This window comes from Vibrio ziniensis, assembly GCF_011064285.1.
GTDB lineage: Bacteria > Pseudomonadota > Gammaproteobacteria > Enterobacterales > Vibrionaceae > Vibrio > Vibrio ziniensis.
Genome location: NZ_CP049331.1, coordinates 717,797 through 738,538 on the forward strand (window position 1 = coordinate 717,797; position 20,742 = coordinate 738,538).

The window sequence follows — 20,742 nt, forward strand, 5'->3', positions numbered from 1 at the left end:
GCACTAAAAGTATTATTCAAAGGCTGCCTAATATCCTTGGGCAGCTTTTTTATTACCCCAAATCTATTTGTTTAGAAATGCCTTTGCGCTTACTACATTACTATGGCTAGACAGCACTGATAGTCTTGTTTGGTTGGATTGTTATTGATCTATTTGAATACTGAAACTGCCTGCAAGACATGATTTGTATTGACGAAGGCGTAATAGATTTCCAATTGAGAGCCATAAAAGTTGGCGATAAATCGTAGATAAAAAAACAGCCGGATAGATTATCCAGCTGTTTTTTTCAATGGACTCGTTGTGCTTACTTCAGTTTGAAGAAACGCATTAGTTCAGCAAGAGTAACCGACATCTTAGCCAGCTCTTGTGAAGCTTGGTTGCTGTCTGACACCATGTTTACGGTTTGATCAACTTTGTCACGAACGACGGTGATACTTTCACTGATCATCTCGGCTGTTGTGCTTTGCTCTTCTGTTGCAGTAGCAATTTGCGTATTCAGGTTGTTGGTTTGTGCAACGCTGTCTGTGATGGTAGAGAATGCTACGTTCGCTGATTCTGCTTGTGTCACTGTCTCTTCAAGCATGATCTGGCTTGCATTGATCGACTCTACAACTTGAGATGTGTTGTTTTGCAGCGTCGTAATTTGATCTTCAATTTTTTCAACCGCTTTCTGAGTTTGCTGTGCTAGCTGACGTACCTCATCAGCAACAACCGCAAAACCACGGCCTTGTTCACCAGCACGAGCGGCTTCGATTGCTGCGTTGAGAGCCAGAAGGTTGGTTTGCTCGGCAATTTTTTGAATCACGTCCATTACATCACCCACTTCTTCTGTGCCTGTGCGAAGGGTAGAAATCTCAGCGCTAAGGTCGCCCATTTGTTGAGCGAGGGAGCTTATTTGTTCCATAGACGAAGACATCACAGACATGCCTTTGTTTGCTTCTTCTGTTGCAGATTCTGCTTCTTGAGATGCGGTGTTCGCACCGATTGCCACTTCGTTGATCGCAGCAGACATTTCGTTCATTGCCGTAGCAACTTGATCGGTCTCTTGTTGCTGAGTCATAGAACTTTGCAGTACTTCGTGGTTGATAGCTGATAACTGCTCTGAAGCGGAAGCCAGCATTTCACAGTTTTGCGTGATCTCTTGAACCGTGCTGTAGAACTTCTGTTCCATTTGACCCAAAGAGCGACGCATTTGAGCAACTTCATCAGCACCTTCAACAGAATGTTCAGCATGCAGCTCGCCGTTTGCCATGCGCTCAATAATGTTCTTAGTCGTATTGATCGGGCCTGTGATACTGCGTGTAACCAACTGACAAATAACCATCACGATAGGCAGTGAGATCAGAAGCGCAGTAATAACGGCAGTGATCGCGTTGTCAGACAGTTCAGATACTTTTTGAGCCAGAGTCGTTTGGTTATTAAACGAGTGCTGTTTAATGTTCACAATGTTATCGGTAATTTCGTTACCCAATTTAGCTAGGCTGACATTCCAAATTTCATTACGTTTACCAATGATGCTGAAAATTTCATTGATATTATTGTTAAACACAGCGATCTGTTTCTTAACGGTCTCATTGCGGTACTGAGGATATTCGTTATTGAATTCTTCCATCATTTTTTGCAGTTGAGCAAAGGCACTCTGATAGAGTTCAAAATCGTTTTCTTCGTTATCAACGAGGAAGTCAGTGGCGTGTTGCAGAGCAATAGTAAATTGATATTCCGTTTCGATTACATGCTCAAAAAGCTCCATGCTTTCATTTAGGCTGGCAGCACGAACTAAGCCAATGTGTTTTTGCAGCTCTTCAGTCACAGACTGGTTTTTACGAACAAGCTCATTTCTGCGCTGCATTAAGCGCTTCACTTCGTTCAGTTCAACTTCATACTGACTTACGTTTTTCTTCATGCTGGTAAGAAGAGCCACTTGCTGCTGAGTTTTGCTTGTGTTGATCTCTTCTTGAATGATGCTTTCCGTTGCTTTTAGCTCATGAACTGAATCATTGAAGTGTTTCTCATCACCACTTGAGCGGAACGTTAATGCTCGAATACGTGCGGTTAGCATGTGTTCTTGAACGTTACTTGCTTGAATAGCGTTTTGGTTTACATCTCTGAAATCGTTGAAGTCAGACTGAATGTTTTTGATCGCGAACCAAGCAACGCCTGAAATGATCAGCGTTGAAAGTGTCGTAAAGGTAATGATTAAATAAATTTTAAACGATACCTTAGTGATTCGATTTAGCATGTGTTTCTTCTTTATGGACAAACGGAATTAGGCAAATTTTATACAAATAGTCACCATCAGCCAAAAATACCAAGTGCTGATGTTTTTGTTTAATTTATTGATATATAAGGTTTAAATTCCTTTGTATGACATGCTGAATGGTTAAAAAAAACAAATCCTACGCCAATGGTAGGATGATTCTGACATAAGCTGGCAATTAGGAAGTAGGGCAGGGAAGTGAAGGTTAATATTAGTGAATATTAACCTTTCAAAAATGGAGTTTTAGGTAGGAGCTTTAGATCATTAAAGATCGTCTTCGATTTCTTCTGGTTCAATTTCTTCTTGTAGCTCAAGTAAGCTAATCGCAATTGAAACAAAATCACTGTCGGTAATGATGCCGACTAGTTCTCCTTTAGCTATGACTGGTAAGCAACCAACTTTATGTTTTTGCATGTACATTGCACTTTCTTTTAGCCCAGCTTGCGGCGAAACCGTCATCACTTGCGAATGCATGATTTCATTGAGTGGTGAGTCATCCGTGTAGGAGTGAACACTAGATGATTTTTGTAGGCTAGATTCTTGAGCGGCAAGAATATCTCTTTGAGTCACAACACCCAGTAGTTTCTTTTCTGCATCAACAATAGGAATGTGGCGAATATCTAATGCTTCCATCATGTGTTTAGCATCAGATAGAGTGTTTGAACGCAGTAAAGTATGGGGATTACGAGTCATCATGTCTTCGACTTTAATCATATCCAACTCCTATCACTTCAGGCTTGTAATAACTCTTTGGTTCTTGTTTAAAGCATAGTTTTTCTGCGGATAAATAACTGAGAGCTTGCCCAACTTTTATCTCGAATTGGCGCAATTCATCGTTGATTACAAACTATTGCCTTGAGATTAGTCGTTCAGGGTGCACAATCCTGTATCTTGCGGTTGCTTAGGTATATACTACCGCGCCGCGAAAAGATTCATCGCTAAACCCAAAAGAGAACGAATATACAGTCATGCAAGTTTCAGATTTCCATTTTGAACTTCCAGACGAGCTTATTGCTCGTTATCCAAAAGCAGACCGTACAGCCAGCCGTTTGCTGCAGTTGAACGGTAATACGGGTACGCTCACTGATAGTACCTTTAAAAATGTCCTCGACTTGGTTGAGCCGGGTGATCTTTTAGTGTTTAACAATACTCGTGTTATTCCTGCTCGTATGTTTGGCCGTAAAGCCTCAGGTGGAAAACTAGAAGTATTGGTTGAGCGCATGCTTGATGAACACTCGATTCTTGCTCACGTTCGCTCTTCTAAGCCGCCAAAACCAAATACAGAATTGTATCTGGGTGAAAACGATGAATACCATGCGGTGATGGTTGCTCGTCATGATGCTCTGTTTGAAATTCGCTTTACGGATGAGAAAGCCGTATTGGAGATTTTAAATGAGATCGGACATATGCCTCTGCCTCCTTACATCGATCGCCCAGATGAAGATGCAGACAAAGAGCGCTACCAAACGGTTTATAACCAAAAACCGGGTGCGGTTGCGGCTCCGACTGCTGGTTTGCACTTCGATGAAACTTTGCTTGAGCAGATCAAAGCAAAAGGTGTTGAATTTGCATACGTGACTTTGCACGTTGGGGCGGGGACGTTCCAACCTGTTCGTGTAGACAACATCAATGATCACCACATGCATGCTGAATACGTAGAAGTACCACAAGACGTAGTGGATGCTATTTCGGCAACGAAAGCGCGTGGTGGACGTATTATCGCTGTTGGTACAACCTCTGTTCGTTCGTTAGAAAGTGCAGCGCAAGACGCGTTGAGCAAAGGCACTGAGTTGGTTCCATTCTTTGGTGATACTGAGATCTTTATTTTCCCAGGTTATCAATATCAGTTAGTGGATTGTTTGATTACCAATTTCCACCTACCTGAATCAACGTTAATTATGTTAGTAAGTGCATTCGCCAGTTACGAGCATACTATGGCGGCCTATGATCACGCTGTAAAAGAGCAGTACCGTTTCTTTAGTTACGGCGATGCGATGTTCATAACAAAGAGAACGAATCAAAGCTAAAAGCGCCTTTTTGGTAAATTATTTTTGAGGCTATCTGGACACTTTTCCGGGTAGCTGTTTATACCCATGCTAGTGTTTATGTAATGCCATTTCTTGGTGTGACAATAGGTGTGGGTATCAATCCGTCAGACTGTTTCTCTGACATTTGGAGGCTTTGTGAAACTACAATTCAATCTAAAAAAGAAAAATGGCAATGCGCGTCGCGGTCAACTGACTTTTGAACGTGGCACAGTGCAAACGCCAGCATTTATGCCTGTAGGTACTTACGGTACGGTAAAAGGTATGACACCAGAAGAAGTGGCTGATACTGGCGCACAAATTCTACTGGGTAACACTTTCCACCTTTGGTTACGCCCTGGTCAAGAAGTGATGAAAATGCACGGTGACTTACATGATTTCATGAACTGGCAAGGTCCAATCCTAACGGATTCGGGCGGTTTCCAAGTATTCAGCCTTGGTGATATTCGTAAAATCACTGAAGAAGGTGTGCATTTCCGTAACCCTGTAAACGGTGACAAGATTTTCATGGACGCTGAGAAGTCGATGGAAATCCAAAAAGACCTTGGTTCAGACATCGTGATGATCTTCGATGAATGTACGCCATACCCTGCAACTCATGATGAAGCGAAGAAATCAATGGAGATGTCTCTTCGTTGGGCACAACGTTCTCGTGATCATTTTGACAAGCTTGAAAACCCGAACAATCTGTTCGGTATTGTTCAAGGTAGCGTATACGAAGATTTGCGTGATATTTCAGTTAAAGGTCTGACTGAAATTGGTTTCGATGGCTATGCTGTTGGTGGTCTTGCGGTTGGTGAACCAAAAGAAGACATGCACCGTATGCTTGAGCACACGTGTCCACAACTACCAGAAGACAAACCTCGTTACTTAATGGGCGTTGGCAAACCGGAAGATTTAGTGGAAGGTGTACGTCGCGGTATCGATATGTTCGACTGTGTAATGCCAACACGTAACGCACGTAATGGTCACTTATTCGTTACTGGCGGTGTAATTAAGATTCGTAACGCGGTGCATAAAACGGATACTTCTCCATTAGATCCGCAATGTGATTGTTACACTTGCAAAAATTACTCGAAATCGTATCTTCACCACTTAGATCGTTGTAATGAAATTTTGGGTGCACGCCTGAATACCATTCATAACCTACGCTACTACCAACGTTTGATGGAAAGTATCCGTACTGCGATTGATGAAGACCGTTTCGATCAATTTGTAGAAGAGTTCTACGCACGTCGTAATCGTGAAGTTCCACCTCTACAAAAAGAGAAAGCTTAATGTTGATGCCAGCATACGTGCTGGCATTAATGTAATTTCGTGCGCTAAGTTGGATTTATCTCTTTCCTGACTTGAATTCAGCGTTGCGCAACCCAATAGATTTCACACTAGACAAAACAACTTAGAGGACATTTCTCAATGAGTCTAATTTCTGTAGCACACGCGGCTCCTGCTGGCACTCCAGCTGGTGGTGGTTTTGAAATGCTAATCATGCTTGGCATGTTTGCGGTAATCTTCTACTTCATGATTTACCGCCCACAATCTAAGCGCGTAAAAGAGCATAAAAACCTAATGGCTTCTATGACTAAAGGTGATGAGGTTCTTACCAGTGGTGGACTAGTTGGTCGCATTACTAAAATTGCAGAAGACAACGATTATGTTTCTATTGCACTTAACGAGAACAACGAAATCGTTCTTAAAAAAGACTTCATTACAGCAGTATTACCAAAAGGTACGCTGAAATCTCTATAAACAGCTAGAGGATCTTCTCTGTGCTAAACCGTTATCCGTTATGGAAGTACTTGATGGTGGTATTCGTTATTGCCATCTCAGCTTTGTATGCACTTCCAAATATTTACGGTGAAGATCCAGCCATTCAAATTACAGGGGCGCGTGGCGCCTCTGTAGATCTGTCAACGCTGGATTCTGTCACTAAGGCGCTTGATGAAGCGCAGCTTTCTCATAAATCCATTGGTCTTGAAAATGGATCTATTCTTGTTCGATTTAATGACACTGACACCCAAATCAGTGCTCGCGATGTAGTGAGCGAAGCTCTGGGTAAAGACACGATCGTGGCATTAAACCTTGCAGCATCAACTCCTGATTGGCTTGAAGCAATAGGCGCAGCGCCTATGAAGCTTGGTCTTGACCTTCGCGGCGGTGTTCATTTCTTAATGGAAGTGGATATGGACGCAGCGATGGAAAAATTGGTCACTCAGCAAGAAGAAGCATTCCGCAGTGAACTGCGAGAAGACAAAATTCGCTATCGTGCAATTCGTCCTCTTAAAGATTCCGTTGAAGTGGTGTTACGTGATGCAGAGCAGCTAGCTCAAGCGAAAGCCTCTTTAGAATCAAAACATCGCGATATGACGTTTATTGCTTCTGAAGAGAGCAACCAGTTCGTTCTGAAAGCGCAATTCTCTGAAACTCGTCTACAAGAAATCCGTAACTATGCTGTTGAACAGAACATTAGCATCCTACGCAACCGTGTAAACGAACTGGGTGTTGCTGAGCCTTTGGTACAACGTCAAGGTGCAACTCGTATCGTAGTTGAACTTCCTGGTGTTCAGGACACAGCGCGTGCGAAAGAGATTCTTGGTGCAACTGCGACACTTGAATTCCGTGAAGTGGATGACAAGGCCGATTTAGCTGCTGCTGCTGCGGGCCGAGTACCTGCGGGTAGTGAAGTTAAGTTTGACCGTGATGGCCGTCCAGCTGTGCTGAAGAAACGTGTAATTCTTGGTGGTTCAAGCATCACGGATGCGAGTTCAAGCACCGACGAATATGGTCGTCCGCAGGTAAACATCTCACTGGATAGTGAAGGTGGCGCGAAAATGTCAGCGTTCTCTAAAAAGAACATTGGCAAGCTAATGGCTACAGTATTTGCAGAATACAAAGACAGCGGTCGTAAGACTCCAGAAGGTAAAGTTATCTTAGTTAAACATGAAGAAGTGGTTAACCAAGCAACGATTCAATCTGCGTTAGGCCGTAGTTTCCGTATTACGGGTATTGATTCAGTAGCTGAAGCTCATAACCTTGCACTTCTACTGCGTGCTGGTGCTCTGATTGCGCCAATCTCGATTGTAGAAGAACGCACCATTGGTCCATCAATGGGTCAACAGAATATCGACATGGGTATTCAAGCGTGTGTATGGGGTATGGTTGCAGTAATGCTGTTTACGCTACTTTACTACCGTAAGTTTGGCTTGATCGCGAACGTAGCACTGTTTGCAAACCTTGTGTTGATCATCGGTGTAATGTCTATGATTCCAGGTGCAACAATGACTCTACCGGGTATCGCGGGTATCGTATTGACTGTCGGTATGGCGGTGGATGCCAACGTACTGATTTTTGAACGTATCCGTGAAGAGCTGCGTGATGGGCGTAACCCCCAACAAGCGATTCACCAAGGTTATGCTAATGCATTCAGTACGATCGCCGATGCGAACATCACAACCCTAATCACTGCTATCATTCTGTTTGCAGTAGGTACAGGTGCGATCAAAGGTTTCGCGGTAACTCTGTCTATCGGTATTCTAACTTCAATGTTTACTGCAATTATCGGCACTCGTTGTATCGTCAACTTGTTGTACGGTGGTAAACGCATTAACAAGTTGTCGATCTAAGGGTAGGAATTGGTATGTTTCAAATTCTGAAAACAGATAAATCGATCGACTTTATGCGTTGGTCGAAGTTCGCATTCGTTTTCTCGATTCTAATGATCGGTGCTTCGATTTTTACTCTATCGACAAAATGGCTGAATTGGGGCTTAGATTTTACTGGCGGTACATTGATCGAGGTTGGTTTCGAACAGCCAGTAAACCTTGAAGAAATTCGTGTTGCGCTTGAAGCTAAAGGGTTCGGTGACGCAACAGTACAAAACTTTGGTTCCGCTAAAGATGTGATGGTTCGTCTTCGCCCACGTGAAAATGTGGCAAGTGAAGCTTTAGGTAACCAAATCCTAAGCGCAATTAAAGAAGGTACGGGTAAAGCGGTAGAAATGCGCCGTATTGAGTTCGTTGGTCCTAATGTAGGTGACGAGCTAACAGAAGCCGGCGGTTTGGCGATTTTAGTCTCGCTGCTGTGTATTCTTCTGTATGTATCTATGCGATTCGAATGGCGTTTGGCTGCGGGTGCAGTTTTAGCATTGGCTCACGACGTTATCATCACGCTAGGTATTTTCTCATTGATGCAAGTTGAAGTAGACCTAACTATCGTTGCAGCATTGCTAACGGTTGTGGGTTATTCACTTAACGATACCATAGTGGTATTTGACCGTATCCGTGAGAACTTCCGTAAGATGCGTAAAGGTGATTCTGCTGAAATCATGAACAGCTCAATCACTCAAACATTAAGCCGTACTTTGATTACTTCTGGTACCACATTGTTTGTAGTTATCGCACTGTTTGTTCAAGGTGGGGCTATGATTCACGGCTTCGCAATGGCATTGCTATTGGGTATTACTGTTGGTACTTACTCTTCAATTTATGTGGCTTCTGCCCTAGCATTGAAATTGGGTATCACACGTGAGCACTTACTTACTCCTCAAGTGGAGAAAGAAGGTGCTGAATTCGACGATATGCCATAGTTGATATGAAAGCCACTGATTACAGTGGCTTTTTTTTGCTTTGAATATTTTGGATTAATCCGTTAAAAGGAGGCGAGATGGCCATTGCTCAGCTTGATGATAAAACCGCATTAATCGTGATTGATTTGCAAAACGGAATTGTCGCACTTGCCCAAGAAGAGGATGTTAAGTCTGTCATCCAGAATGCCAATAAGCTAATTGGAGCTTTTCACGCTGCATCATTACCTGTGGTGTTGGTTAACGTCGCTGGTGGTGCCGCGGGTAGAATCGATTTGGTTATGCCAGCAAGGACTATGGATGAAAAGTGGAGTGCCTTGGTTGAAGCATTAGTTCGAGATGAGCGCGAGATATTGCTAACCAAACGAAATTGGGGGGCATTTATCAACAGCGATCTTGATCAACAGTTCAAACAGCTGGGTGTTACTCAGGTTGTCGTGATCGGCATTTCTACCAGTATTGGCGTTGAGTCAACAGCAAGGCAGGCATTCGAATTAGGGTATAACGTGATACTTTGTACCGATGCGATGACGGATTCGAATCTTGATAATCATGCACATTCGATAAAGTCTATTTTCCCACGTCTAGCTGAAACAGGCACCACAGAAGATCTGCTCAATCTGCTATAAGTTTCGATTTTTCAGATATAAAAAAGCCCCAACCATATAGGTCGGGGCTTTCTTTAATAAATCAGCTGTGACGGAGCTTTTATTTCAAGATCGCGCTGTTACCGTTTTCACGGATATGTTGAAGAATCGCTTTCACGCCGCGTGGGCTAGAACCAACTATGTTGCCTGATTTCATGTAATCAGTACCGCCAGCGAAATCTGTAAGGATTGCACCTGCTTCTCGAGCAATCAGTTCACCAGCTGCAAGATCCCAAGGTTTCAAACCAAGCTCAAAGTAACCATCGACACGGTTAGATGCTAGGTAACATAAATCTAGAGCTGCAGAGCCTGTGCGACGGAAGTCTGAACACTCAACAAATAGAGACGTCATTATCTTCATGTAAGATTCTGAATGCTGTTTTTGTTTGAATGGGAAACCAGTTGCTAGAACTGCACCTTGCAGGTCTTTAATCGGTTTGATACGGATACGAGCGTTGTTTAGCTGTGCACCAGCGCCACGTTGAGCTGTAAAAAGCTCGTTAAGCATTGGGTTGTAAACACAAGCGACTTCTGTTTTGCCTTTAATGCGAACTGCAATTGAAACACAGAAGTGAGGTAAACCTTTTACAAAGTTTGTAGTGCCATCCAGTGGGTCGATAATCCATTGTACATCCTGATCTTTACCTTCGATCAGACCACCTTCTTCTGCAACGATGCAGTGTTCAGGGTAAGAGTTTTTAATCGTAGCAACGATAAGGTTTTCAGCTTCTTTGTCTACGTTAGTAACAAAGTCGTTCATGCCTTTTTGAGAGGCTTCGATTTTCTCAGGAGTTTCTAGAGATTTAGCAATGTGATTGCCTGCTTTACGCGCAGCGCGAATAGCAATGTTTAGCATTGGATGCATACGGATTTCCCAACGGATGTTAAAGAACGAAAAAAGCGGTGCGCAGTATACCAAATGTTTATCAAAATGGAAGTGGTTATTTTTTATTCGTTCGGTTCTGGGGATGTTAAGCTTCTGACCATTTTACTCAGGTTTATGTTAAGATTCTGCGGTTATAAATTGAGTAGCGTAAAAACATCATGTTAAGCAATGTTAAAGTGGTTTTAGTGGGAACCTCTCATTCTGGCAATATAGGCTCTGCTGCTCGTGCTATGAAAGTAATGGGTCTCAGCGAAATGGTTTTAGTTGATCCTCAATGTGAAGTGGATGCTCAAGCTATCGCTTTAGCTGCTGGCGCAAGCGAAATCGCACTCAATGCTCGAATTGTTAAAAGTTTAGAAGAAGCAGTAGAAGATTGCGGTCTAGTGGTTGGTACTAGCGCGCGTTCAAGAACGTTGGAATGGCCGATACTAGACTCTCGTGAATGCGGTGAGAAATTTGCAATCGAAGGACAAAAACATCCTGTCGCTTTAGTTTTTGGTCGAGAGCGTACTGGGCTTAGTAACGAAGAGCTGCAAACTTGTCATTATCACGTTAGCATTCCTGCAAACCCTGAATACAGCTCTCTGAACCTAGCAATGGCGGTGCAGACGCTATGTTACGAAATCCGTGTAGCTCATTTGAATCAGCTTCAATCGCATTATTCGTCTCATGCGGAGGAAGAATATCCTCGTCACAAAGAACTGGAAATGTTCTATGAGCACCTTGAAAAAGTCATGATTGAAACCCAATTCATATCAGAGACACAGCCAAGCCAAGTGATGAATAAACTTCGTCGCCTATTCAATCGCGCGCGTCCTGAAGCTCAAGAACTCAATATTTTACGTGGTGTTTTGACTGCGGTTGGGAAAAGCTTGCGGGATAAAAAATAACCATTGTTATTGAATGGTTAAATACTTGAGTGTTTTAGTCAAATAAATACTTGACCATATTGGTCGGGTATGTGAAACTTCCAACCACATAATCAATGTGGATACGGTGTGATATGAGACTTACATCTAAAGGAAGATATGCGGTAACAGCCATGTTAGATGTGGCTCTGCATTCGCAACAAAGCCCAGTACCACTGGCTGATATTTCAGAGCGTCAGGGCATTTCGCTTTCATATTTAGAGCAACTGTTTTCGAAATTACGTAAAGCAGGTTTAGTGGCTAGTGTTCGTGGTCCTGGTGGTGGTTACCGACTAGGTGCACATGGCCATGCGATTTCAATCGGCACTGTGATTGCAGCGGTTGATGAATCGGTTGACGCGACTAAATGTCATGGCAAAGGCGGATGCCAAGGTGGTACTCGCTGTTTAACACATACACTGTGGCGTGATTTAAGTTCTCGCATCAGTGACTTCCTTAACAATATCACTCTAGGTGAGTTGATGGTTGATAACGAAGTACTAGAAATTTCAGATCGTCAAGATATCGATCTTGCGATTAACCACGGGATTGCACACAAAAATTCGAACACAGTCACCATTGGTGCGGCACCCGTAGGTATTAATGTTCGTTCCTAAGAACGACGTTTTACATTGGAGTAGAAAATGAAACTGCCGATTTATTTAGACTATTCAGCAACTTGCCCAGTAGATCCACGTGTTGCTGAAAAGATGGTTCAGTACATGACGATGGATGGTACCTTCGGTAACCCAGCATCTCGTTCACATCGTTATGGCTGGCAGGCAGAAGAAGCCGTAGATACTGCGCGTGAGCAAATTGCAGATTTACTAAATGCAGACCCTCGTGAAATTATCTTCACATCAGGTGCAACAGAATCTGACAACTTGGCGATTAAAGGTGTTGCTCACTTTTATCAAAAACAAGGTAAACACATCATTACCTGCAAAACTGAGCACAAAGCTGTACTTGATACGACTCGTCAGTTAGAGCGTGAAGGTTTTGAAGTCACTTACCTAGATCCAGAATCAAACGGCCTTATCGATCTAAACAAACTAGAAGCAGCAATGCGTGATGACACCATTCTTGTTTCTATCATGCATGTGAACAATGAAATCGGTGTTATCCAAGATATCAATGCTATCGGTGAACTTTGTCGTTCACGTAAAATTGTTTTCCATGTAGACGCAGCACAGTCTGCGGGTAAATTGCCAATCGACGTTCAAGAGATGAAAGTTGACCTTATCTCTATGTCGGCACACAAAGTTTACGGTCCTAAAGGGATTGGTGCTCTATACGTACGTCGTAAACCACGTATCCGTCTGGAAGCACAAATGCACGGTGGCGGCCATGAGCGCGGTTTCCGCTCTGGTACACTTCCTACTCACCAAATCGTGGGTATGGGTGAAGCATTCCGAATTGCAAAACAAGAGATGCAACAAGATTACGACCACGCAAAAACTCTGCGTGATCGTCTACTCGCTGGCGTCAAAGATATGGAAGCAGTTTCGATCAACGGTGATCTAGAACAGCGTCTACCGAACAACCTAAACATCAGTTTTGCTTTTGTTGAAGGTGAATCACTGCTTATGTCTCTGAAAGACCTTGCGGTATCTTCAGGCAGTGCATGTACATCAGCAAGCCTTGAACCATCGTATGTACTACGTGCTCTTGGTCTTGATGATGAATTGGCTCACAGCTCAATTCGTTTCTCATTCGGTCGTTTCACGACAGAAGAGGATATCGATTATGCGATTGAATTGATTCGTGTAGCTGTCAACAAATTACGCGAGATGTCTCCTCTGTGGGACATGTATAAGGAAGGGGTAGATTTGAGCACTGTTGAGTGGGCTCATCATTAATCTTTCCAGCGATATAGAGGATTCGAGGTAACTATCATGGCATACAGTGAAAAAGTAATAGACCATTACGAGAACCCACGTAACGTTGGTTCATTCGATAAAGAAGACCCATCAGTAGGTAGCGGCATGGTTGGTGCTCCTGCTTGTGGTGACGTAATGCGTCTACAAATTAAAGTATCTCCAGAAGGCATCATTGAAGATGCAAAATTCAAAACTTACGGATGTGGTAGTGCTATCGCATCAAGCTCGCTTGTAACAGAGTGGGTGAAAGGTAAGTCAATTGATGAAGCAGCAGCGATTAAAAACGCTGAAATTGCGGAAGAACTAGAACTACCACCAGTTAAAGTTCACTGCTCAATCTTGGCAGAAGACGCAATTAAAGCCGCTGTAGCGGATTACAAGAAAAAACATCAACAATAATAAGTAATTGGGAGTAGCGTTTTGCTACTCCCGCTTAAATTAACAGAAGACCCAAAGGTAGCAGTATGGCCATTACCCTAACTGAAACAGCAGCACACCGAGTTAGAACCTTTTTGGAAAACCGTGGAAAAGGTATCGGCTTACGTTTAGGCGTAAGAACGACGGGGTGTTCAGGTATGGCATACGTACTAGAATTCGTTGATGATCTTGAAGACGGTGACCAAGTATTTGAAGATAACGGTGTGAAAGTTATCATCGACCCGAAAAGCTTGGTTTACCTAGACGGCACCGAGCTGGATTACAAAAAAGAAGGCTTGAATGAAGGCTTTGAATTTAACAACCCAAATGCGAAAGGCGAGTGTGGTTGTGGTGAAAGCTTCAACGTCTAAGAGTTCTCTGAATTTAGGGTGAGTAAGTGCTCACCTTAAATCGAATTAAAGGACCAATATCACCATGAATTATTTCGAATTATTTGGGCTACCAACTCAGTTTCAGCTGGATGGTAGCCTTCTTTCTTCTCAGTTCCGTGAGTTGCAAAAGCGTTTTCATCCAGATAACTTTGCCACGGCTTCTGAGCGTGACCGATTGATGTCGGTACAAAAGACGGCAGAGATTAACGATGCCAATCAAATTTTAAAAAGCCCAATCTCTCGCGCAGAATATTTGCTTTCGCTCAACGGTGTTGAACTTCGTGGTGAGCAGCAAACTCTTCGAGACCCAATGTTCTTAATGGAACAATTGGAGCTGCGTGAAGAACTTGAAGCAATTATCGAAAGCTCTGATCCGGAAAGTGCGTTGTTCGACTTTGATAGTAAAGTCGAGAAAATGTATAAACAGCACCTTAACCAAGTAGAGCAAGAGCTTAACGGTCAACAGTGGGACACCGCAGCTGATACCGTTCGCAAGCTCAAATTTATTGCCAAATTAAAAAATGAAATAGAACGAGTCGAAGACAAGCTTCTCGACTAATTCTAAAAAAGGACCCATAGATGGCATTACTTCAAATTGCAGAACCTGGTCAAAGTTCTGCACCGCACCAGCACAAACTGGCTGCAGGCATTGATTTAGGAACCACCAACTCGTTAGTGGCTTCGGTGAGAAGCGGCACAGCAACCACTTTAGTTGATGGGCAAGGACGAAGCATCCTGCCTTCTGTTGTGTCTTATTCCAGAGAGGAAAAAGTTGTCGGCTACGAAGCTCGCGACAACGCTCAAGCCGATCCTACAAATACTATCATTTCGGTTAAAAGACTGGTTGGTCGTTCATTGACCGACATTCAGTCTCGTTACCCACATCTGCCATATCAGTTTAAAGCCAGTGAAAATGGTTTGCCTATTATGCAAACACCTCACGGTGATCTAAATCCGATTCAAGTTTCTGCAGATATTTTAAGAACGCTAGGTCAACGTGCTGAAAACACCTTAGGTGGTGAGCTAGCGGGTGTGGTAATCACAGTTCCTGCTTACTTCGACGACGCTCAGCGTGTAGCTACAAAAGATGCGGCTGCATTGGCTGGGTTACATGTATTGCGTCTACTTAACGAACCAACGGCAGCCGCTATTGCTTACGGATTGGATTCTGGCCAAGAAGGCGTAATTGCCGTTTATGACTTGGGTGGAGGTACGTTTGATATCTCTATTCTACGTTTGTCAAAAGGCGTGTTTGAAGTATTAGCAACGGGTGGTGATTCAGCGCTAGGTGGCGACGATTTTGACCATCTGATTGCAGATTATCTTCAAGAGCAAATGGGCATTGAAGGTAAGCTAAGCGCGGATAAACATCGTGCACTATTGAATGCTGCAACGGCTGCGAAAATTGCGTTGTCAGATAATGACCAAGTGGATGTGAATGTCCTTGATTGGTCTGGCGTACTGACCAAACAACAGTTCAATGAGCTCATTCAGCCATTAGTGAAGAAGACGCTGATGTCTTGTCGCCGTGCACTCAAAGATGCGCAAATATCGGCGGATGAAGTATTAGAAGTTGTGATGGTTGGTGGTTCTACTCGTACTCCGTTTGTTCGTGAGCAAGTAGGTGAGTTCTTCGGACGCACGCCATTAACCAGTATTAACCCCGATGAAGTGGTTGCGATTGGTGCTGCTATTCAAGCCGACGTTTTGGCTGGCAACAAGCCTGACTCAGAAATGTTGTTGTTAGATGTGATTCCACTTTCTCTGGGTATTGAAACCATGGGTGGTTTAGTGGAAAAAATCATTCCGCGTAACACTACAATTCCTGTCGCTAGAGCACAAGAATTTACCACCTTCAAAGATGGTCAAACAGCGATGAGTGTCCATGTTGTGCAAGGTGAACGTGAGCTTGTGGATGACTGCCGTTCACTGGCGCGTTTTTCACTAAAAGGCATTCCTCCAATGGCAGCGGGCGCTGCACATATTCGCGTTACTTATCAAGTGGATGCGGATGGTCTGTTATCTGTAACAGCAATGGAAAAGAGCACAGGCGTACAAGCCGAGATTCAGGTTAAACCTTCTTACGGTTTAAGCGATGATGAAGTAACCCAAATGCTGCGTGATTCTATGGCTTTTGCTAAAGAAGATATGCAAGCAAGAGCGTTGATGGAACAATGCGTTGAAGCTGATCGAGTAATTGAAGGCCTGATTGCAGCAATGCATGCGGATGGTGATGAATTACTAAGTGAAGATGAGCGACAACTTCTACTTAAAGCTATTGAATCACTGATCGAATTACGTAACGGTGACGATGCTGATGCTATCGAGCAAGGGATAAAAGATACCGACAAAGCGAGCCAAGATTTTGCGTCGCGCCGAATGGATAAATCCATACGCGCAGCATTGGCTGGTCATTCTGTTGACGAGATTTAAAGAGAAGACAAAAATGCCTAAGATTATTGTTTTACCCCATGAAACACTTTGTCCAGAAGGTGCGGTATTAGATGCACAAACTGGCGAAACCATTCTTGATGTGGCGTTGAAGAACGGTATTGGAATTGATCACGCATGTGAAAAGTCATGTGCGTGTACCACTTGTCACTGTATTGTGCGTGAAGGTTTTGACTCGCTAGAAGAGAGTGATGAGCTGGAAGATGACATGCTAGATAAAGCATGGGGTCTAGAGCCTGAATCACGTTTAAGTTGTCAGGCTCGGGTTGCCGATGAAGATTTGGTTATTGAACTTCCTAAATACACCCTAAACCACGCAACAGAAGATCATTAATCATTATTCCTGAACGACTAAATTTTCGGTGCTGAAAGTATATTCCAAGTGCCGTTTGAAGAAGTTCAGGTTTAGCTTTGGCTTGTTTTTAGCCAGATAATATGACACTGGAATACTATTATGAAATGGACTGATTCACGCGATATCGCCATTGAGCTTTACGAAAAATATCCGGATGTTGAACCACAAAACGTTCGCTTTACTGATTTACATCAGTGGATATTAGAGCTTGAAGATTTTAAAGATGAGCCAAATCGCTCGAACGAAAAAATTCTTGAAGCGATCATTATGTGCTGGATGGATGAGCGAGATTAATTTCGCTTATCTAGCATCGCTAAGTTAACAAATTTTAATAAAAAATCGGGCCTTGTAGCCCGATTTTATTATCAAGTTGACATATTAACCTGACAAAATGCTAACATCCTTTGGTTAACGATCAGATGTGGCGCAGAACCGCCATTACAAGGACAAGGAGAAACCATGTCTACACAAATGTCTGTATTTATTAGTCTAGAAGCTGCCCAGCCTCAGTGGGGAGAGAAGGCTCTAGTATCATTTTCTGAGCAAGGTGTAACGATTCATCTTACTCAATCTCACGATTTAGGCGCGATTCAACGTGCTGCTCGTAAATTAGATAATCAAGGACTGCGTTCTTTATCTTTGCAAGGTGAAGGCTGGGATCTTGAAGCGATCTGGGCTTTTCATCAAGGCTACCGTGAAGCGAAGAAGAGAAATACACTAGAATGGCAACCACTGGCTGAAGCTGATCAAGCTGAGCTCGATGCGCGTATCAAAGCGACTGATTGGGTTCGTGATATCATTAACAAGAGCGCTGAAGAAGTGGGCCCTCGTCAGCTTGCAACAATGGCAGCTGAATTTGTTAAATCAATCGCACCGGATCATGTTTCTTACCGCATCGTAAAAGATAAAGATCTACTTGCTGAAGGCTGGGAAGGCATTTTTGCTGTTGGCCGTGGTTCAGACCGTACTTCTTCTATGCTGCAATTGGATTACAACCCAACAGGTAAAGAGGACGCGCCAGTGTATGCGTGTCTAGTTGGTAAAGGCATCACTTTCGATTCAGGTGGTTACAGCATCAAATCGTCTGGCATGATGTCATCAATGAAAGCTGACATGGGCGGTGCTGGTATGGCGACTGGCGCACTTGCGCTTTCGATTCTTCGTGGCCTAAACAAACGCGTAAAATTGATCCTTTGCTGTGCGGAAAACATGGTTTCTGGTCGTGCACTTAAACTTGGCGATATCATTACTTACAAAAACGGTAAGACAGTTGAAATCATGAACACCGACGCAGAAGGCCGTTTAGTTCTTGCTGATGGTCTAATGTATGCGAGTGAGCAAAAGCCTGAGCTTATTATCGACTGTGCAACTCTAACAGGCGCTGCGAAAAATGCATTAGGCAATGATTTCCATGCGCTAATGAGTTTTGATGATGAGTTATCACACCAAGCTCTGACTGCGGCTAAAGCTGAGCACGAAGGTTTATGGCCACTACCACTGATGGATTTCCATCGTGAAATGTTGCCATCACCGTTTGCTGATCTATCTAATATCAGCTCTGGTGATTATACGCCGGGTGCAAGTACAGCCGCAGCGTTCTTGTCTTACTTCGTTGAAGATCACAAGAAAGGCTGGTTACACTTTGACTGTGCGGGTACTTACCGTAAGTCTCCTAGTGATAAGTGGGCGGCTGGTGCAACGGGTATGGGCGTAAGAACCATTTCTCGTGTTCTAATGGATCAAGCGAAATAATTCGATTAAAACAAAGGTGGTGTAGATCCACCTTTCTAAAATAAAACGACAAGTAAAGTAAAAGGACATCTTATGGCCCTAGAGAGAACATTTTCTATTATTAAGCCTGACGCTGTGGAACGTGATTTGATCGGTGAAATTTATCATCGCATTGAAAAAGCGGGACTGCGTATTATTGCTGCGAAAATGCTTCGTCTGACTGATGAGCAAGCAAGCGGCTTTTACGCGGAGCACGAAGGAAAACCATTCTTTGAACCGCTAAAAGAGTTCATGACTTCTGGCCCAATTATGGTTCAAGTTCTTGAAGGTGAAGATGCGGTTACTCGTTACCGTGAACTGATGGGTAAAACTAACCCAGAAGAAGCTGCTTGTGGCACTATCCGTGCAGATTATGCATTAAGCATGCGTCATAACTCTGTGCATGGCAGTGATAGCCCAGAGTCTGCAGCACGTGAAATTGAGTTCTTTTTTCCTGAATCAGAAATCTGTCCTCGCTCTGAAGCTGTAGTTTAATTTTAGAAAGCTCCCGAAAGGGAGCTTTTTTTGTATCAAACACACTTTCTTTTCTATCCTGAAGTTGGTTGGTTTCAGCCACTTCACCAAGCATTTATCCCTTCTCGCTTATTTATTTAAATTGCTGATTATTTTTTATTCAATGAGTTGTAAATACCATAATAAACTCATGGTATTGCAGCCCTTGTTGTTACTGCCTAAAGGCTGTACAATTCGCGCCCTTAATTATAGTTCCATCTTTGAGAGGCTACATGACCACACAAAAAGTCAATTTACTTGATTTTGATCGCAAGGGTATGCGTTCATTTTTCGCTGATGAACTGGGTGAAAAAGCATTCCGCGCCGATCAGGTGATGAAGTGGATTTATCACTTTGGTTGTGATGACTTCGAAAAGATGACCAATATTAATAAGCAGTTGCGCGAAAAACTGATCCAAAAATGTGAAATTCGCGCACCGTACGTATCTGAAGCTCAACACTCTAGCGATGGCACCATTAAGTGGGCGATGAAAGTGGGCGATCAGGACGTAGAAACGGTTTATATCCCGGAAGAAGATCGTGCAACGCTATGTGTCTCTTCTCAAGTTGGTTGTGCGCTTGAATGTAAATTCTGCTCTACCGCTCAACAAGGTTTTAACCGTAACTTACGTGTATCTGAAATCATTGGTCAAGTATGGCGAGCTGCACGTGAAATAGGTTTAGAAAAAGAAACGGGTCGTCGTCCAATTACCAACGTAGTAATGATGGGTATGGGCGAGCCGTTACTGAATATGAAGAACTTAATTCCAGCACTAGAAATTATGCTGGATGACCTAGGTTTTGGTCTTTCAAAACGTCGCGTAACAGTGTCGACTTCTGGTGTTGTATCAGGTTTAGATCAAATGACTGGTCAAATCGACGTTGCTTTAGCCATTTCACTTCACGCTCCAAACGATAAACTGCGCAGTGAAATTATGCCAATTAATGATCGTTGGGATATTCAAGAGTTTCTTGCATCGGTTCGCCGTTACATTGCGTCGTCAAACGCAAACAGAGGTAAAGTGACGGTGGAGTATGTACTTCTTGACCATGTTAATGATGGTACAGAGCATGCTCATGAACTGGCTCAACTAATGAAAGATACGCCTTGTAAGATCAACTTGATTCCGTTTAACCCATATCCGGGTTCACCTTACAAGAAACCAAGTAATTCACGAATCGACCGCTTCCAAAAAACACTAATGCAGTACGAGCATACTGTAACGATTCGTAAGACACGTGGTGATGATATCGATGCGGCTTGTGGTCAGTTAGTTGGTGACGTAATTGACCGAACCAAACGCACTAAAGCTATTAAGATGGATAAACAAGCTATCCCTGTTAAACAGATTTAGTAATAAATGAGTAAGCCAGAGTACACTCTGGCTTACTTGTATTTGGAATTAATCCTACAAATTATGTCTTTTTGATGTCAGTTTAAGCAAAAACCTTGACGTGTCTGTAATTTCTTTTCCAAATGCTTGTTGTTTACAGTCTAATATCTATTAGAATGTTCCACTATTATCAAAAGTAAATGCGAATTACTGACGATATCGAATTTAAATGATTTCCACCTGTTGAAGTTATCAAGTTTGCTTACTACTAACAAATCAATAATAAAAGTATCGAATTTATACTT

21 protein-coding genes are annotated in these 20,742 nt (G+C 43.0%); 18 read left to right on the plus strand and 3 right to left on the minus strand.

Going from position 1 to position 20,742, the window contains the following annotated elements:
* Positions 1–304: 304 nt before the first annotated feature.
* Together G5S32_RS03235 and G5S32_RS03240 are read right to left on the minus strand one after the other, a co-directional pair.
* Positions 305–2,239 carry a methyl-accepting chemotaxis protein gene (locus G5S32_RS03235; protein WP_165310462.1) on the minus strand — a complete coding sequence of 645 codons (1,935 nt, stop codon included), beginning with the start codon at positions 2,237–2,239 and terminating at the stop codon, positions 305–307.
* Positions 2,240–2,521: 282 nt separating this feature from the next.
* Positions 2,522–2,971 carry a CBS domain-containing protein gene (locus tag G5S32_RS03240; RefSeq protein ID WP_165310463.1) on the minus strand — a complete coding sequence of 150 codons (450 nt, stop codon included), beginning with the start codon at positions 2,969–2,971 and terminating at the stop codon, positions 2,522–2,524.
* A gap of 254 nt (positions 2,972–3,225) precedes the next feature.
* Here G5S32_RS03240 and queA point away from each other — a divergent pair, with 254 nt between their 5' ends.
* From queA to G5S32_RS03270, 6 genes are all read left to right on the plus strand, one after another.
* Positions 3,226–4,284, plus strand: a complete 1,059-nt coding sequence (queA, locus tag G5S32_RS03245; RefSeq protein ID WP_165310464.1) for a tRNA preQ1(34) S-adenosylmethionine ribosyltransferase-isomerase QueA — start codon at positions 3,226–3,228, stop codon at positions 4,282–4,284.
* A gap of 156 nt (positions 4,285–4,440) precedes the next feature.
* Complete coding sequence (gene tgt, locus G5S32_RS03250; RefSeq protein WP_165310465.1) at positions 4,441–5,580, plus strand: tRNA guanosine(34) transglycosylase Tgt; 1,140 nt, start codon at positions 4,441–4,443, stop codon at positions 5,578–5,580.
* 138 nt (positions 5,581–5,718) lie between these two features.
* A complete protein-coding gene (gene yajC / locus G5S32_RS03255) occupies positions 5,719–6,051 on the plus strand; it encodes a preprotein translocase subunit YajC (RefSeq protein WP_165310466.1) in 333 nt (110 codons plus the stop codon).
* 20 nt (positions 6,052–6,071) lie between these two features.
* Entirely contained in the window at positions 6,072–7,925 is a 1,854-nt protein-coding gene (secD, locus tag G5S32_RS03260; RefSeq protein WP_165310467.1) for a protein translocase subunit SecD, read from the plus strand.
* Positions 7,926–7,939: 14 nt separating this feature from the next.
* The gene (secF, locus tag G5S32_RS03265; RefSeq protein ID WP_165310468.1) at positions 7,940–8,887 is read left to right on the plus strand and encodes a protein translocase subunit SecF; all 948 of its coding nucleotides are present in this window, start codon (positions 7,940–7,942) and stop codon (positions 8,885–8,887) included.
* 77 nt (positions 8,888–8,964) lie between these two features.
* The gene (locus G5S32_RS03270; RefSeq protein WP_165310469.1) at positions 8,965–9,513 is read left to right on the plus strand and encodes an isochorismatase family protein; all 549 of its coding nucleotides are present in this window, start codon (positions 8,965–8,967) and stop codon (positions 9,511–9,513) included.
* A gap of 79 nt (positions 9,514–9,592) precedes the next feature.
* On the opposite strand, the gene suhB is transcribed toward G5S32_RS03270, so the two are convergent.
* The gene (suhB, locus tag G5S32_RS03275; protein ID WP_165310470.1) at positions 9,593–10,396 is read right to left on the minus strand and encodes an inositol-1-monophosphatase; all 804 of its coding nucleotides are present in this window, start codon (positions 10,394–10,396) and stop codon (positions 9,593–9,595) included.
* A gap of 179 nt (positions 10,397–10,575) precedes the next feature.
* Here suhB and trmJ point away from each other — a divergent pair, with 179 nt between their 5' ends.
* The 12 genes from trmJ (at position 10,576) to rlmN (ending at position 20,458) form a co-directional block, all read left to right on the plus strand.
* A complete protein-coding gene (gene trmJ / locus G5S32_RS03280; protein WP_165310471.1) occupies positions 10,576–11,307 on the plus strand; it encodes a tRNA (cytosine(32)/uridine(32)-2'-O)-methyltransferase TrmJ in 732 nt (243 codons plus the stop codon).
* 113 nt (positions 11,308–11,420) lie between these two features.
* Positions 11,421–11,942: a Fe-S cluster assembly transcriptional regulator IscR gene (gene iscR, locus G5S32_RS03285; protein ID WP_165310472.1), complete on the plus strand. Its 522-nt coding sequence runs from the start codon at positions 11,421–11,423 to the stop codon at positions 11,940–11,942.
* Positions 11,943–11,969: 27 nt separating this feature from the next.
* Positions 11,970–13,184: an IscS subfamily cysteine desulfurase gene (locus G5S32_RS03290; RefSeq protein ID WP_165310473.1), complete on the plus strand. Its 1,215-nt coding sequence runs from the start codon at positions 11,970–11,972 to the stop codon at positions 13,182–13,184.
* A gap of 36 nt (positions 13,185–13,220) precedes the next feature.
* Positions 13,221–13,604, plus strand: a complete 384-nt coding sequence (gene iscU / locus G5S32_RS03295) for a Fe-S cluster assembly scaffold IscU (protein WP_102942912.1) — start codon at positions 13,221–13,223, stop codon at positions 13,602–13,604.
* Between the two features lie 65 nt (positions 13,605–13,669).
* Positions 13,670–13,993, plus strand: coding sequence for an iron-sulfur cluster assembly protein IscA (gene iscA / locus G5S32_RS03300; protein WP_165310474.1), 324 nt, complete (start codon positions 13,670–13,672; stop codon positions 13,991–13,993).
* A gap of 64 nt (positions 13,994–14,057) precedes the next feature.
* Positions 14,058–14,573, plus strand: a complete 516-nt coding sequence (gene hscB, locus G5S32_RS03305) for a co-chaperone HscB (RefSeq protein WP_165310475.1) — start codon at positions 14,058–14,060, stop codon at positions 14,571–14,573.
* A 20-nt stretch (positions 14,574–14,593) separates the two neighbouring features.
* Positions 14,594–16,447: a Fe-S protein assembly chaperone HscA gene (gene hscA / locus G5S32_RS03310; protein WP_165310476.1), complete on the plus strand. Its 1,854-nt coding sequence runs from the start codon at positions 14,594–14,596 to the stop codon at positions 16,445–16,447.
* Between the two features lie 13 nt (positions 16,448–16,460).
* Positions 16,461–16,799 carry an ISC system 2Fe-2S type ferredoxin gene (fdx, locus tag G5S32_RS03315; protein ID WP_165310477.1) on the plus strand — a complete coding sequence of 113 codons (339 nt, stop codon included), beginning with the start codon at positions 16,461–16,463 and terminating at the stop codon, positions 16,797–16,799.
* Positions 16,800–16,919: 120 nt separating this feature from the next.
* The gene (gene iscX / locus G5S32_RS03320) at positions 16,920–17,114 is read left to right on the plus strand and encodes a Fe-S cluster assembly protein IscX (RefSeq protein WP_165310478.1); all 195 of its coding nucleotides are present in this window, start codon (positions 16,920–16,922) and stop codon (positions 17,112–17,114) included.
* 165 nt (positions 17,115–17,279) lie between these two features.
* Positions 17,280–18,572 carry an aminopeptidase PepB gene (pepB, locus tag G5S32_RS03325; RefSeq protein ID WP_165310479.1) on the plus strand — a complete coding sequence of 431 codons (1,293 nt, stop codon included), beginning with the start codon at positions 17,280–17,282 and terminating at the stop codon, positions 18,570–18,572.
* A 72-nt stretch (positions 18,573–18,644) separates the two neighbouring features.
* A complete protein-coding gene (gene ndk, locus G5S32_RS03330) occupies positions 18,645–19,085 on the plus strand; it encodes a nucleoside-diphosphate kinase (protein WP_165310480.1) in 441 nt (146 codons plus the stop codon).
* Between the two features lie 251 nt (positions 19,086–19,336).
* Positions 19,337–20,458, plus strand: coding sequence for a dual-specificity RNA methyltransferase RlmN (gene rlmN / locus G5S32_RS03335; RefSeq protein ID WP_165310481.1), 1,122 nt, complete (start codon positions 19,337–19,339; stop codon positions 20,456–20,458).
* The last annotated feature ends 284 nt before the right edge of the window (positions 20,459–20,742 follow it).

Coding starts and splice junctions, on each gene's coding strand:
- G5S32_RS03235 (WP_165310462.1), bottom strand. CDS start 2,239: ATGCTAAATCGAATCACTAAGGTATCGTTTAAAATTTATTTAATCATT.
- G5S32_RS03240 (WP_165310463.1), bottom strand. CDS start 2,971: ATGATTAAAGTCGAAGACATGATGACTCGTAATCCCCATACTTTACTG.
- queA (WP_165310464.1), top strand. CDS start 3,226: ATGCAAGTTTCAGATTTCCATTTTGAACTTCCAGACGAGCTTATTGCT.
- yajC (WP_165310466.1), top strand. CDS start 5,719: ATGAGTCTAATTTCTGTAGCACACGCGGCTCCTGCTGGCACTCCAGCT.
- secF (WP_165310468.1), top strand. CDS start 7,940: ATGTTTCAAATTCTGAAAACAGATAAATCGATCGACTTTATGCGTTGG.
- G5S32_RS03270 (WP_165310469.1), top strand. CDS start 8,965: ATGGCCATTGCTCAGCTTGATGATAAAACCGCATTAATCGTGATTGAT.
- suhB (WP_165310470.1), bottom strand. CDS start 10,396: ATGCATCCAATGCTAAACATTGCTATTCGCGCTGCGCGTAAAGCAGGC.
- trmJ (WP_165310471.1), top strand. CDS start 10,576: ATGTTAAGCAATGTTAAAGTGGTTTTAGTGGGAACCTCTCATTCTGGC.
- iscR (WP_165310472.1), top strand. CDS start 11,421: ATGAGACTTACATCTAAAGGAAGATATGCGGTAACAGCCATGTTAGAT.
- G5S32_RS03290 (WP_165310473.1), top strand. CDS start 11,970: ATGAAACTGCCGATTTATTTAGACTATTCAGCAACTTGCCCAGTAGAT.
- iscU (WP_102942912.1), top strand. CDS start 13,221: ATGGCATACAGTGAAAAAGTAATAGACCATTACGAGAACCCACGTAAC.
- iscA (WP_165310474.1), top strand. CDS start 13,670: ATGGCCATTACCCTAACTGAAACAGCAGCACACCGAGTTAGAACCTTT.
- hscB (WP_165310475.1), top strand. CDS start 14,058: ATGAATTATTTCGAATTATTTGGGCTACCAACTCAGTTTCAGCTGGAT.
- hscA (WP_165310476.1), top strand. CDS start 14,594: ATGGCATTACTTCAAATTGCAGAACCTGGTCAAAGTTCTGCACCGCAC.
- fdx (WP_165310477.1), top strand. CDS start 16,461: ATGCCTAAGATTATTGTTTTACCCCATGAAACACTTTGTCCAGAAGGT.
- iscX (WP_165310478.1), top strand. CDS start 16,920: ATGAAATGGACTGATTCACGCGATATCGCCATTGAGCTTTACGAAAAA.
- pepB (WP_165310479.1), top strand. CDS start 17,280: ATGTCTACACAAATGTCTGTATTTATTAGTCTAGAAGCTGCCCAGCCT.
- ndk (WP_165310480.1), top strand. CDS start 18,645: ATGGCCCTAGAGAGAACATTTTCTATTATTAAGCCTGACGCTGTGGAA.
- rlmN (WP_165310481.1), top strand. CDS start 19,337: ATGACCACACAAAAAGTCAATTTACTTGATTTTGATCGCAAGGGTATG.